Raw genomic sequence first — 14,739 nt, 5'->3', positions numbered from 1 at the left:
GTAACCAGCCATTATGCGTCAAAGACCAGTTTATAAAGTCCTTTGTTTTTTAATATTACTGTCAATTGTTACGCTGCTGGCTGCACTTCGTAGCACGATCGACGAGCCGCTCGAACGGGTTCTTGCCCGAATCAGGGCGTATGAGCAACAGTACCCCTACGAGAAAGTGTACCTCCACACTGACCGTACAACGTACCTACCCGGTGAAACCATATGGATGAAGAGCTACCTTTTCTACGGGGCTAGCCGGGGTGCCGATTCCAGCAGCGGGGCCGTTCTGGTTGATCTGGTCAGTCCCAACGGACAGAAAATCCGGCTCGATACCCGCTTCCAGTCAAAAGGAGGTTACGGTGAAGGCTATCTGGCATTACCCGACTCGTTGCCGACGGGACGCTACACGCTGCGGGCCTACACCGGCTGGATGCGTAACTTTTTGGAAGACTGGTACTTCAACAAAGCCATCGATATTGTGCGGGCCGATGAAACGAAAGGAGCTTCACTCGTGGGTAATGGTTCCGCTATCGAAGCGCGACCTGATGTGCAGTTTTTGCCTGAAGGTGGCCAGTTGGTTGCTGGATTAACAAGCCGGGTAGCGTTTAAAGCAGTGAGCCAAACGGGTGTAAGCGTGGATGTGTCGGGCTTTGTGCTCGATAGCAAAAAGGACACCATCGTTGGGTTTCAGAGCCAGCATCTGGGCATGGGTACGTTCCCGTTAACACCCGAGACCGGACAAACCTATCGGGCGTTCGTCAGAACCCCCGGTACAACCAGCTATACCTCATACACGATGCCTGCCCCGCAGTCGATGGGCTATTTGGTACAGATCGACAACCTCAGCAACAAAGACAATATTCGGGTATTTGTGAGCAATAACATGCCACCGGTAGCCACCACGCCCGAATCTGGAACAGCGGCGGGTATGCTCACAGTACTGGCGCAGGTGAACGGACAACCCGTTCTGGCCCTGCGAGGACCAGCCAGCCGGAAACAGTTTATGGTGCAGATTCCCCGCGCCAAATGTCCCGAAGGTATTGTGCAGATCACCCTGCTCGATCCCGCCGGGAGACCTGTTTCTGAACGGCTGGTTTACTCAGATCGGCAGGAGCGGATCAACCTGACGGTGACGCCCGCCATGCCTGTGGCCGGTCCGCGAAAACGGGTAGACCTTACCGTTACAGCTACCGATTTGGACGGAAAACCCGTTATGGCCGATCTGTCGCTGGCGGTTACTGATCTGGCCCAGCAGCCTAAACCAAAGCTATTCGAGAAATCGCTGCCGTCGTATCTATTACTGACATCTGACTTGACTGGGTACGTTGAACAGCCGGGTTACTACTTCGATCCGGCCAATAAAGATCGACTGAACAAGCTCGATCTGCTGCTGATGACTCAGGGCTGGCGGCGCATCACCTGGGATAACGTACTGGTGGATTCACTGCCCCCCACACGCTACCTCTTCGACCCCGGCTTAACCCTGTCGGGGACCGTTTATCGGGGTACGTCGAAGAATCCGGCGCCCGCCATTCCACTCACGATCATGGTAAACCGGAAAGATTCGACGCAGGATCTGTACACCCTTAGTTCTGATGAGAAAGGCCGGTTCTTCCTGAACAATGCAAACCTCATCGATACGGCCACGGTGTTTGTTCAGGCTCAGAAAACAAGCGGTGGCCGAAACTTTACGATTAGCCTCGAAAAGCTGTTCACGCCACAGATTCGGGTGGTTCGGCCGCCCCTAGTGCCAAGCGATATTGCCTACGCTGAACTGGCCGAATTCCTGAAACGCCAGAGCGACTATGCGGCCATCGAAGCGCAGATCAGGCGCAACCGGGAGGTTCAGCTACAGACGGTGGTGGTGAAAGCCAAACGAGTTGATCCTTATGCTACACAGCGGGGTATATTCAGTAACGCTGACGTAAGCCTTAAAGTAGATGACATGAACTCAGCCGGTGCCTTAACGATATTTGATATTCTTCGGAGCCGGGTTGCTGGCGTACAGGTTTCGGGGGGAGGGCTCGAGCCAACGGTGCAAATCCGGGGGGCGTCCAACTTCTCAGGCGTGATTGAACCCATGTTCATGATCGATGGTATGTCTGTTGATAAATCGGCGATCTCCAGCATTATGCCCAGTGATGTGGCCTATATCGATGTCATCAAAGGAGCGAGTGCGGCATTGCTCGGGTCGCGCGGTGCCGGGGGGGGGTATCAACGTCATCATGAAGCGTGGCGGCGAGACAAATGACTACGTAAATAAAATGGTACCGGGTGTTCGGGTTGAAAAAGTAGTCGGTTTTGCTCCGAAGCGGACGTTCTACGCCCCCCGCTACGACAAACCAACGCCTGAAGAGAAGGCCCGCCCCGACTACCGGGCTACGCTCTTCTGGGCACCGCGCATCCAGACCGACGCTACGGGTAAAGCTACGGTTTCATTCTATACGTCGGATGCTAAAACCTCGTTACACATGGTGCTGGACGGCGCTACCGTTTCGGGTCGGCCGGGGCATGCAGAAGCGACGATGAAGGTAGAATAGGCGTATTTCGGCTTACTCATTAAGGAATCGTCGCCGTAGCCGGTTGCTCAGATTGTCTTATTTTTGTCGTGTCAATTAATCTGCCTAGAAGCTGTTTTGTATGCGCGTTGCTGCCCACCGTTATATCCGTTTTAGCTATCTGATTGTGGTGGCCGTTGTGGCGTTCACGGCCCTGCGTTTCGCCGATGATGATCCGTTAACCCGCATATTGGATAGTTTTACCCGGTATACCGGGCAGTTTCCGTACGAGAAAGTGTACCTGCATACAGACCGCGTTGCCTACCTGCCCGGCGAAACCATCTGGATGAAAAGCTACCTCTTCTACGGCGAAAACCGGGCGGCCGATTCCACAAGCGGTTCCGTCTGGATCGACCTGGTTAGTGCCAGCGGCCGAAAAATTGTGCTGGATACCCGCATTCCGTCCAAAGGAGGCTATGGTGACGGTTATATGATCTTGCCCGATACGCTGTCGACGGGACGCTACACGCTGCGGGCCTACACCAGTTGGATGCGCAATTTTTCGGAAGAATGGTATTTCAATCAGGTCATCAACGTTGTGAAACCCAGCGCGCCTCCTGCTCCTCAGTTGGGCACCGCGTCGGCGAAAACCGACGTACAGTTTTTGCCCGAAAGTGGCCATTGGGTGGTGGGTCTGCCCGGTCGGATGGCGTATAAAGCCATTAACTCGGCTGGTATCGGCATTGATGTAGCCGGGTACGTCCTGAACACCAAAAAAGATACGGTGGCGGGCTTCCAGAGCCAGCATCTGGGCATGGGTGTTTTCTCGCTGACGCCCGAAGCAGGCCAGACCTACACCGCCTACGTACGCATGAAAACGGGCGACACGTACACGCCATTTCCCTTGCCCGCCCCACAGGCCACTGGCTATATCATGCAGGTCGATAACCTGACCAACAAAGAGAATATCCGCATTTTTGTGATGCATAATCTGCCTATTCCGACAGAAGCTACGGCTATGGCGAGTGCGCCTGGCTCTGGCTCGGCAACTGCACCCACGGGTCCGCAACCGATGCTGTCGATCGTAGCGCAGGTGAACGGCGCACTGGTCTACGCGGCAAAAGCCCCCGCCAACCGCCCCCGGTTTCTGGTCAACATTCCGCGCAACAAGTGCCCGCAGGGAATCGTGCATATCACGCTCTTCGACGATAAAGGAAAGCCCGTTAGCGAACGACTGGCCTATTCGGATCATAACGAGATTATTCAACTGACGGTTAAATCGGCCCGTGTCAGTGTGGGCGTTCGCCAGCGCGTAGACCTGACCGTTACGGCCACCAATGCCCAGGGCACCCCCGTAGCCGCCGACCTGTCGCTGGCGGTAACCGATACCAAACAGCAGCCGACAATCCGGCCAAACGGTCGGTCGCTGGTATCGTACCTGCTGCTCACCTCCGATCTGGCGGGGCATATCGAGCAGCCCGGTTACTATTTCGATCCGAAGAATACCGACCGGTACAACAAGCTCGACTTGCTGATGATGACCCAGGGTTGGCGGCGGTTTACCTGGGATAAAGTGATGGCCAGCAGTTATCCGCCCATGCGCTTTTTTGTAGATACAAGCCTGACCCTCAGCGGAACAGTTTATCAGGCAACCTCGCGGGTGCCCGCTCCCAATGTAGAACTGTTGGTAATGCGCAGCCGGAAAGACAGTAGCCGCGAAACGGGAATGGTAACGGCCGACGCACAAGGCCGGTTCTTCCTGTCGGGTATGCAACTGATCGACACCAACACCGTTTTCATTCAGGCTTCGCGGGGCACCAGCCGTAATTTCAATGTAGTGCTTGATAAGCTCTACTCGCCTCAGGTACGTCTGGTTCGGCCGCCCCTGAACCCGCTCGATCTGGATTATGAGCAACTGGCCGAACTGCTGAAACGCCAGAAAGCGTACCTTGACATTGAACGTCAGATTAGCCTGAACAACGAGATTCAGTTGCAGACGGTGACCGTTAAAGCCAAGAAAGCAGACCCCTACGCCCAGCAACGGTCGATGTACGGTACGCCGGATAACACGCTGGTTGTCGACGATATGATGGCGGCGGGGCAATCGTCTATCTTCGACCTGCTTCGCCGGATAGCGGGCGTGCAGGTGAACGGCGGTGGCCCTACGCCGTCGGTCACAGTACGGAACAGTGCGCCCCTGTTCATGATCGATGGCATGCGTTCCGACATTCAGGCCGTTGGCAGTATATCGCCGCAAACTGTGGCCAACATCGATGTGGTGAAAGGAGCCGGAGCATCGATCATGGGAGCGAGCAGTGTGATCAACATCATCACCAAACGAGGCGGACCCTCCAAACAGGATGTGTCTAACGTACCTGCGCCCGGTATTTTGATCGAGAAGGTAGTGGGTTACGCCCCGAGACGTCAATTCTACGCTCCCCGCTTCGACGCCGCCACCCCCGACGAGCGCGTTCGCCCCGACTTCCGGGCCACGCTCTGGTGGGTGCCCCGCCTCCGCACCGACGCCACGGGAAAAGCCACCACCTCCTTCTTCACCTCCGACGCCAAAACCACCCTCCGTTTTGTCGTAGAAGGCACCACCAAATCCGGCCAGCCCGGCTATGGTGAAGGCACGATGAAGGTGGAGTAGGGAAGACTGAAGTATCAACTAGCGGTTTGCTAGCGTTCATTCTCCTTTGGAGATATCCCATCTGCACGAGTCTGCTGATGCCTCTTTCTAAAGTGAATATAAGGTCTGAACAGCTCTTTTATGAATGATCTGTGTGTTTTCGGCATTAGGTAAAGGCAGCAGTTAAGCGATACTTCGCCGGTTACTTTATAGTGTGATCGCCACTCGTTTAAAGCACTAATGGCGGCTTTTTCCACCTCTTCAAGTGTAATCGGCGCATTTTGAGTAAACGGTTCGCAAGCAATTAAATCAATGATAGGTAGGTGATTCGTAGTGTGCTCAAAGCTATTAGTAGCTAAATTGTATAGGACAGCATGTACTTTGGTGCCTTCCTGTATTAACATCGCAACTCTGGTTGCTTTATCCCGATAAACCATTGAGCTATAAATGCCATCTCTGATAGATGTTGCTAGCGTACGGTTTTTGTCAAGAATAGCCGTGTGGCGAAACAACGGATCAGATGTGCTACTGTCTTGAGCTGAACTGAATTGGCTGACGAAATCAGCTTCTTTTTTTGGATCGTTCAGGTCAATAATTTCTTCATCAGATTCTGGCAAAATGGATAAGCCAAATGTTTTTCTCGAGCGTCCATGGTGCTTGGTCATGTTCTCGAATACAGTTACTATTTTCTGGCAGGCTTTTGAGGACTCTTTGTAACTGACATCAGGTTTGAACGTGTACAGGTAAATTTTGCGATGCGGCTCATTCGTAAATCGGATAATACGGCCGGCCCGTTGAAATAGAATATCAGCGCTGTCTGCCGTGTCATAATTAACGACAACGTTGGCATCTTGAAGGTTGACGCCGATGCCATTTGCGTCTGTGCAGATTAAGATGTTGACTGGATAGGTTGGTTCAGTTCCTCGTGAATTAGGCGAGAAATTGTCTAATAGTTCATTGCGCCGATCTTGCGTCTTCAAAGTGTAACCATCGCTTTTAGTTTGATGCGTAACGGTACAGCCCACATGAAACTTGGCAATTTTAGCCTGAGTCAAATAAGCTTCTAAGAAAGAGGCGGTTGAATGACGTTCAACAAACACAAGAACTTTGTCGTCTTTTTCAACAAGATGTGTTTTTAATAGAGCAAGTAGCTTAGTTGCCTTGTCATCGTAAGTCAAGGCGCGTAGTTTGTCACGCACTGACCGCAAGCGTAATTCTCGCCGTGACCAATCCTCTTTTAGAACTGACTTGTACCCCAGCTTCTTTTGCTGTTCTTCTGTTGGGAAGGCCGCCATGTTTTCCGTAGTTGTCTGTTGATAACCCGGAAATAGGGCAGGTGACGATTGCTGTGCCCGGACATCGCGCACACCTAGTGTAAACAGGTTTTTCGTTATACAATCGGCAGTTGCCCGTGATGAACTTAGCCAGGCGGCAATAAACTGACTGTTTGTACTATCAACTATTTGGGTGCCGAAAGCCTCTTTTTCATCGATGTAGCCGTCAGGATAATTTGGAATTTCTTGGGCAAATAAACCTATGTCAAATGCTGCCCGTAATAATTCGAAGGAGGGCAATTCGTAGCTGATGCGACGTAAATAGACGGTCTCCGGTAAATAGCGCTTGTGCTTGCCAAACTGAACAAAAACTCGTCCATTATCTACGTCGCCCCGCTCCCGTGCCATCTGTAGTACTTGCCCTAAGCCGAGGGAACTTACAAAAGGCAATTGAGTGAATTCATCCAGGGAGGGTACTTTTCGGCGTGTCCAACTGCTCATATCCGGTGTGAGTGGCGGCGTTGGCATAAACTCCAACATACTTTCCGCGTTTTTCGGGTTCGTGCCGTATGGAGTTGCTGTTAACAAGATAATGGTTGCCTTCTGATCATTCACAACAGGATGTACCCGATCAACCGCAACGCTGCCCCGCGCATCTTTCCGCTGTTTGATGTGCTTTTGCCAATGCGCTTTCAACTGATTTCGGTACGCGTGGGCTTCATCGATCAGAATAATCGTTTGGTCTGTGGCCTTCTCAAGCAAGGCATCTGATTTAAACACCTTGTGGTATTTGCGCTTTGATTTTTCCTTGAATAGCAGGTCTGTACTGATTGGCGTTACGTGAAAGCCGCGCGGCTTTAATTGATCTTGCCAATCCTGGTGAACTCCTGAAGGGGCTATGAGAATAATATCGCTGCCAATTTGTTGGGCCTTCAACCAAAAAGCTAATTCGGCGCCCATAATGGTTTTCCCCAATCCGGTAGCTGCCAGAATGATAGCGGACTTATGTTCCCGGATATGGGCTATAGCTCTGCCAATTACCCATTGCTGATAGTAGACGGGTAACATAAGGTCAGGTACGTTGGGGCGATCGAAGAATATGTCAAGAGCAGCCAAAAATTTAAGGTATGCATGAAATGGAAGTGCCAGCTTAAGCCATTCTCTTAATACCTCAAGCAGCGGGAGCGTCATGTCTTTAGCCGTTGCCGACGCTTCCTTGAACCAATCAATAAATTCGCTAATAGCTTTCGGGTCACGGGTTGCACTAGCCTGTTCATGTTGTGATTTCAGCCCATAGCGGGTGTAGTTCCCTGAACCATGCACCAATACGCTGTTATCGCAGATGTAGAACTTGCAGTGGTAATCTACCTGCATTTCGCGCGAATCGAGAATGATAAACCCCCCGTTTTCAAGACGTCTTACCAATTCACTAACGATGGGTGCATAAACGCCATTACCGCTTTTTAATTCGTCTTCGATTTCCTCGCGAATAGCCAGTTGATTGTAACCCCCCTCTTCAGGCCCAACCAGGATATAGTACTGAATTTTCTGACCCTCTTTGAGATATGATCGCCCTAATTTGTAGCCATCTAGCCGGAAATAGCCGGTTGCAATGCGAATCAATTTTTGCGCTTCGGGGTAATATGCCGCCAGGAACGTACCCACCGTACCGGCTCCTACGCCAATGAGCGGCTTGCCGGTTTCGGGATCTACAATAAGGCGAGATTTGGGTTGATCCATGAATAGCCTACTAATACGAAACGACTGCCTGTCATTTGTAGGCTAACAAGTTACGTAGTAGCAAACAGTTGTATATAGGCTACTTAGCTGGCGGTCATTTTACTCTCGTACGATAGTGAGAATGGTTATAGGTTCGGTAAGCACACGTACGCCCTGCGGAGTTGAGCCGGTGAAAAATATCTTTTCCCAATATGAGTTGTTCTGTTTGCCGCCGAAAACCATAGCCGCCATGCTAGTATCGAACCAAATGGGTAACGTACTTAGATTGAGGATGGTATTATGCAGGTTTGTCCAAAGCTGATTGGGGAACTCAGTTTGAAAGAGTTTGCTCTCATCAGCCTCAGCCTTGCAGCAGCTCTTGCTAACTATTTGTACCGTAACCACCTTCCATTTCGTCGTATAAGGTGCTACCGAAACCTGCCAGCTTGGGTACGTTGACGGTACGATGAAAATAGAATAGGGGGCTCGATATTCGTGATGGATAATAGGCCCTTAACTTAGCCGAAGTTGCCGTCGGTGAATGGTCGGTAAAATGAGTTTGGTTAAGGCTAGCGCTAGCCAGTAACTGTTGAAAGATGTGGGCCAATGTAACCTACATACACTTTCCGCTCCTTGTCATCTGTATAAAAGTGGAAACGTAGGTCGCCGGTTTTAACGTGCTTTTCAAACACCTCTCGTCGTCCATCTGGTAATTTAAAACGTCGTTCAGCACCAAAACGGCTCATGGTCGAATTGCTCTCTCCAGAGACACGAAGATTAGTTTCAGCGTTCAGTTGGTCTACATTGAATGAGCCCGTTTTCCACCTCGAGGCGAACGCATCTAATGCTCTTAAGCGATCAATAATCTGTGCCAGATGGTTCGACATTCCTACTTTCTTCAACTGTTTTTGCACATCGCCGCATAAGACCAAATGTGTAAAAAACTCGGTCCGCTTATCCCAAACTTCGCCACTTCGTTGCAATCCCTCTTCCTGTTGCTGTTGAATCCAGCTAATATGTTGTTCAAGATGATTTGTAGTAGCAAAATGCCTGACGTTTACTTGTGCAGTCTGCTCCTGACCGGTCTCATCCAAATACCAATGCCAGCCCTGAACTTGTTGTGTGTTCCATTGGCTGTGCGTGAGTAGGCTTAACAGCATATTGTTACGCAAGTAGGCCACGCCAAACCCTTTGGCTTCTGGAGTACCTGCCGGTTTAGCTAAACAAAACACCGACTGCTCGAACAGGGTTGATGCCTCAACTTCTTCGTGAGTCAACAAAGGTGGATTTGCTACGATGAGCCGAAAACGATCTTTCAGGTCGCGCTCAACCCGTTCGTCGTTCAGCCACGCGCCTACTGCATAGTCTGGGGCAAGGGATAACGAGAATAAGTTATGGCCTATCTCTTCGGGAATACGTACCTGGCGTAGGCCAAATTGCTGAACCGCGCCTACCGACTGAACAAACTGAGTCATCACTTCGCAGGCCTCCGCAATCGTACCGACTGGGTTTGCCGATAGTTCATTGAAAATACAGTCCATCGTTAGTGCAGCAGACGGTCCAACTGATTGGCGTATTCATCGAAAAAGCCACGCGGTTGCTGACTAAGCCGTCCGTTGATGTCAATCGTAGGCTGTACAATCTCCGTGACATGTTCTTCGGCCTCGGGGTCACGCTCGAAATAATACACCGATACCTGTTCGGGTTTTATCTGCTTTTCTTTTACCGCTACCCGAATGCCGTTGAGCAGGTGATCGCTGTGTGTTTCAACGATGAGCTGAACGCCATCGGCGGCGGCACAGGCGAGCAACGTACCTAGCTGCGCCTGTCCCTGCGGATGAAGGTGCGATTCAGGGTTTTCGATAAGCAGCAAATCGCCGGGGCGGGCGGCCAATACGGCTACAATGATGGGCAGTACGTAGGTAAACCCAAAACCAACGTTGACAGGCGTAAAATCGGGCGTTACATTCTCACCAGCCTCGAAACGGTAGGTCAGCGTAGCTACATTCAAATCAGAGCGGTAGGTGGTGGTCAGACGCGTACCGGCCGAAATACGTTGAAACCAGGCATCGACCTGATCGAGTAAAGTGTTGGAAGGCGCAATTTGAGCGGATGGCAGCACGATTGGCTCTCGCTGATAATTAGCCAGGAAATGCACCGCAAACTCGCCATTTTTGCCAACAGACCGTAGTTGCTGTACCTGATAATTAGACGTTGGGAAAATGACGCTTGGCGATTTTCGTTCGGCGTTTAAATATTGGAATCTACCATCACTAAATAAAGGCTTAGGTAGCGCCGCCATATGGTGGTTTTTCAACTGAACTGGTAAAAAGTCAGCATCTTGTACATAATCATACCTGCGTTCAATAATGGAGGCGTCATTGAATAAAAGACTGAAATAAATAATTGGTTCTGACGCTTGGGCATGTAACGCATCTCGACCCAACCCAATGTTAATTAAATCGCCATTCAAAGATAGTCCTTCCATGAGCTTCGACTGCCGCAGTAGCAACAAGGCCTGAATGACGCTTGACTTTCCTACGCCATTTACGCCGGTCAGCAGGTTTAGTTCGGTGAGGTTCAATTCAGCGTATTCAAACGCCTTGAAATTTTCTATGGTTAGGCGGGTGATCATTGGCTGTATTTTTTTAGCAAACTTTCTATAGCTCCAAAACGAGTTTGTACAGCGTTGTAATCAGAAGTTGCTCTGGTTATAGAATTGTCGAAAAGTTCTGATTTAAATAGGCTTTTGTATTCAGCTCGAAATTGTTCAATTTTTCGATTAATTATGTCTACTTGATCATTGCTAAGACGAGCAATCTGTGAAGTCCATACTTCAAAAAGAGCTCCATTTAGTAGTAATTTGGAATTCTGATGCCCGTAAGACCGGCTGAATTGATGTCTACCAAACCACTCGAAACCAATGTGCAACGATTGTACTAGGTCGTTTGCTAAACCGTTCCTTTCCACGTTCGTTAATTTTGCAAGCTTTTCCATGTTTTTGTCTAGAAAAGAGCTCATGGGTTTTTCGAACTGCGGATAGGGCGTCAATCGGAAAGCAACGTACCTGAGAACCAATTCTCGGTCGGCCATGCGTTTGTCAGAAGCCTTAATAAACCCATTGAATGTCTCACTCTCCGACACATATTTCAAAAATTCAGCGGCGGGTCCCTGATTCAATGCGTGGCGAATTTCCATTGGGTTAAGCATCAACCCCCCTGTGTTTATACGCCGGAACACGTTATATTTTACAGGCCGGGGCGTACCTGGTTTGATGATATAGGCTGTTACCTGAGTTTCCATGATCCGACGTTGCATAGGCCGAGGCAACTCATCGAATGTCATTCCATCATATTGCTTTAAAATTTCCAGACCGCGAAGCCGTAGTCGTTTCTCTGTTTTGTCGACCACAAAATTTTTCAGCGTCCAGAGCCGTTGCAGCCCATCAACGACCAGCCAGTTATCTTCACTTTCGGCGTCGAAGTAAAAGGCAGGTAGAGGAAAACGAAGCATCAGTGACTCAATCAACCTGCTTTGTACGTCGCGAGCCCACAAATTGCCCTTACGCTGAAAATCCGGGTCGAGATCAATTTCGTTGTGTTTCAGCCGCTGAATGAGGTTGTCCATCGTTTTGGGCTCAACCGTAATATTTATGTCTTTGGGGTCGAATGGCTCTTTGATATCGTCCTCAACGGTCGATTCGTCGGTAGGTTCAACGTTTTCGGGATCTTCAGTGTAGAGCGGTAGCATATCAGGTACGTTAGGCTGTATTAAGCCAATAAGGTAAAATGACCGCGCTCCGAACGCGGCCCGGCTAAGTTGCGGAAATTGTTTTGAATCATCTCGCGCTCGCGGCTGCCGACGGTGGGAAACTGATCGAGCACGTAGAGCATGTCGGTTTCGCTGAGGCCGTAGGCGCGGAACACGAGCGCATCAATCTGAGCTTCGTAGGCGAGCGTATCGGCCGTGGGCGACTGCCGTTTCAACGTCAGCACCGTATCAACCAACGCGGTCAACTGCGCTTCTACTTCCGCCGATGGCTCAGGTACAGGTAACTGCTCTACTTTATTGTTGATCCACTCATTTGTACCCATTCCTGTCGTTGTAGCAATCTGATTAAAGAGCCATTCGCTTGCTTTTGAGTTTAGAACAGCTAGAAGATATTTTAATTTATCTCCAGTCATAAAGAGAATTGTATTTATTACATAATGTCCTCCATCATCATAAGTGAATTGTGCCTTGTCTGACAGTTTACTCCAAATAATCTTAGGCATTTCAAATTCACGCAAAAAGGCACAGTTTCGGAGATTAGTCCAATGGTCACCTTGGTCGAAACGTTTTCTGATTGCTGGCTGAAACTCTTCAGACTGAAAAAACTGGTAAAGAGATGGATAATCTTTTGATACATCTACGCGTGGCAGTTTTTCGTTTTTCAACCCATTGTGTGAAACGATCATCCAGAAATCGCTGCTTGTATAGCTGTATTTTCGTAAGTCACGTCCACGTAATGTAGGTTTAATAATTTCAGCATTTTTAGAATCTTCATTGACCAGAATATCCCTTGTTTTTCCATCAATTATGAATGCAGGATTATATCCTGTAGTAACACCTCGATAAATTGGATTTGGCCACGTACCCAGCTTCTTCCCATTCTCTTCCATCAGCTTTTTCAGCACACTGGCCTGTTCGTCGCCTACGGCCCAGCCTTCGGCGGGAAGGTCGGCGATGGTGAAGGCAGTGCGGGTAATGTAGCTGGTGAGGCTTTCGGTTTCCTTATCGAAATCGGGGCCAATGGTGGCGGCCTCTAGCGTAAACTGTCCGGGTGGTTTCAGGCTTCCGTCGCGGCGGGCGAGCAGAATGTTGGTTTCTACCACGGCGGTCTCGAACAGGCGGGTATCAGCAAAATTCAGCAGGGCGAGCGGGTTGGTTTGCTGCACAAATAACTGCCGCAGGGGTTTGCCGTATTGTGTTTGCAGCCACGAGTTGGAGGTGATGTAGGTGAGTATACCACCGGGCCGCAACAGCCGCACGCCCTGCTCGTAGAACAGGCCGTAGATATCGCCGGTTTTTTCAAATGTCTCGTAGCCCTCGCGTTGGTATTGCATAGCTTCGGCGGGTATGCGCGCGAGTTGCAGGTAGGGCGGGTTGGCAATGATGATGTCGAAACCCTGCTTCTCAAACACTTCGGGGAAAAACAGGTGCCAGAGGAAATAGGGTTTGTTGTGAGGATCAAGCTCGTCTAGTTTTTGCTGGCTGCTGCGCACGGTCGCCAACTGCTTGTGCAGGGCGGCTATACTTTTCTGTTTGCGGGCAATCTGGTCTTCTTTCTGGGTACGTTTGGCTTTGGGTTCATTTGGGTTATTCCGAATGGCGTGTTCAATGTCGGTCACGTCAGATTCCAGATCGCCAATTTGCCGTTCCAGCGACCGCTCGACCAGGTCAAAATTGTAGTCGAGGTGATCGTGTACAATCGCTTCGATCTGCTGTTTAACCTGCTCTTTCTTTTTGCCTAATTGCTGTAGCTTTTCGGGATCGTAGTAAAGCTTCAGCAAGTCGCGCAGTTGCTGTTTTTTCTCGTTCGAGAAGTGCATCGAGATCTGAGGATCGGCAACACGGCCAAAAATGTCGATCTGCCCATTCTCAACCACATACGTCACTTCCTGGTCTTTCAGGAGCTTGTCCAGCTTAATGCCCTCAAAAGACTCAAGCAGGCTGTTGCCCTGCATAATCTTGTAGTCGAGGTTGGGTAGTGGCTGAGGTACGTCTTCGTCGACTACCAGCGAGAGCCAGAACCGAAGTCTGGCAATATCCACGGCACCGGGTTCCATATCCACACCGTATATGCTTTCGCCGATGATTCGTTTTTTTACCTCGGCCCGGTTCAGGGTCAGATCGAGCGTCATTTTGGCGGCAAAGATTTCCTGCAACATGCCCACCGGGAACGCGCCGGAACCAATAGCTGGGTCGCAGATTTTCAGGTCGTCGAGCAGTTCTTCAATGCGCGGCGCATGAATGGTGAGCAAGTTATGCCGATCTTTTTCGTCACCCCGGCTACCGCCCCGAACCAGCGTGGTTATGGCTTCTTGAACGGCCGATTGCATAGATGTTCCCAAGTCACGAATCAGGTGATAGGTCAGGTGCTGAATGAGGCTTTCCTGACACATGTATTGCACAATTTCTTTGGGCGTATAGAACGCGCCTTTCTCGCGGTTTTCTTCGAGCAGGTTCTCGAAGATATGCCCCAGCATTTCGGGGTCTATGCCTACTTCATAGTCGCCGGGGCTGTTTTCGTCAATCGTGAAATTGTACTGATCGAAGAACTGAAGCAGCGTCTGAAAATAGTCGGTGGGCAGATCAATCTGGTTGGTAAGTGGTTGTCCGTCGGGCCGAATGTCTGGGTCGAAGAGACCACCGTTCAGGTACGGTACCCGGCAAGGGGGCACCCCATCCACGCTGAATTGTTCGTTAGGTCGGTCTGGATTATTTAGTGTGTTGAAAAATAGTTCGGTTAGACATTGGCTATAAAAATGGTCGGGCCGGGTAAACTGATCGAACAGAGTCTGCATAAACCGTTTGTCGCCATTTCCCCATATGGGTTGCCCGGTAATGAGTACAGATGAGGTAGCTT

General features: G+C 50.2%; 8 protein-coding genes. 3 read left to right on the top strand and 5 right to left on the bottom strand.

What is annotated here, in order from left to right; all coding sequences use genetic code 11:
• Positions 1-13: 13 nt before the first annotated feature.
• The 3 genes from ACFE8Q_RS18590 to ACFE8Q_RS18580 all read left to right on the top strand — a co-directional run bounded on the left by ACFE8Q_RS18590 (position 14) and on the right by ACFE8Q_RS18580 (position 5,139).
• Positions 14-2,242: a TonB-dependent receptor plug domain-containing protein gene (locus ACFE8Q_RS18590; RefSeq protein WP_375446933.1), complete on the top strand. Its 2,229-nt coding sequence runs from the start codon at positions 14-16 to the stop codon at positions 2,240-2,242.
• Entirely contained in the window at positions 2,217-2,531 is a 315-nt protein-coding gene (locus ACFE8Q_RS18585) for a hypothetical protein (protein WP_375446932.1), read from the top strand. Before ACFE8Q_RS18590 ends, ACFE8Q_RS18585 begins: the two co-directional genes overlap by 26 nt.
• 100 nt (positions 2,532-2,631) lie before the next feature.
• A complete protein-coding gene (locus ACFE8Q_RS18580) occupies positions 2,632-5,139 on the top strand; it encodes a TonB-dependent receptor plug domain-containing protein (RefSeq protein ID WP_375446931.1) in 2,508 nt (835 codons plus the stop codon).
• Positions 5,140-5,168: 29 nt separating this feature from the next.
• On the opposite strand, the gene ACFE8Q_RS18575 is transcribed toward ACFE8Q_RS18580, so the two are convergent.
• From ACFE8Q_RS18575 to ACFE8Q_RS18555, 5 genes are all read right to left on the bottom strand, one after another.
• Positions 5,169-8,132, bottom strand: coding sequence for a helicase-related protein (locus ACFE8Q_RS18575; RefSeq protein ID WP_375446930.1), 2,964 nt, complete (start codon positions 8,130-8,132; stop codon positions 5,169-5,171).
• A 554-nt stretch (positions 8,133-8,686) separates the two neighbouring features.
• Positions 8,687-9,652, bottom strand: coding sequence for a hypothetical protein (locus tag ACFE8Q_RS18570; RefSeq protein ID WP_375446929.1), 966 nt, complete (start codon positions 9,650-9,652; stop codon positions 8,687-8,689).
• Between the two features lie 2 nt (positions 9,653-9,654).
• The gene (locus tag ACFE8Q_RS18565) at positions 9,655-10,746 is read right to left on the bottom strand and encodes a DUF3696 domain-containing protein (protein ID WP_375446928.1); all 1,092 of its coding nucleotides are present in this window, start codon (positions 10,744-10,746) and stop codon (positions 9,655-9,657) included.
• Positions 10,743-11,861: a DUF262 domain-containing protein gene (locus ACFE8Q_RS18560; RefSeq protein ID WP_375446927.1), complete on the bottom strand. Its 1,119-nt coding sequence runs from the start codon at positions 11,859-11,861 to the stop codon at positions 10,743-10,745. The genes ACFE8Q_RS18565 and ACFE8Q_RS18560 overlap by 4 nt, the downstream gene beginning before the upstream one ends.
• 20 nt (positions 11,862-11,881) lie before the next feature.
• Positions 11,882-14,739 (bottom strand): Eco57I restriction-modification methylase domain-containing protein (locus tag ACFE8Q_RS18555; RefSeq protein ID WP_375446926.1); only part of this gene is annotated, 2,858 nt, incomplete at its 5' end.

Origin of the sequence: uncultured Fibrella sp., assembly GCF_964250085.1 — a bacterium.
In the GTDB taxonomy this organism is placed as follows: Bacteria; Bacteroidota; Bacteroidia; order Cytophagales; family Spirosomataceae; genus Fibrella.
The sequence above is the reverse complement of the archived record's forward strand: the minus strand, read 5'-3'. Positions and strand labels throughout refer to the sequence as shown.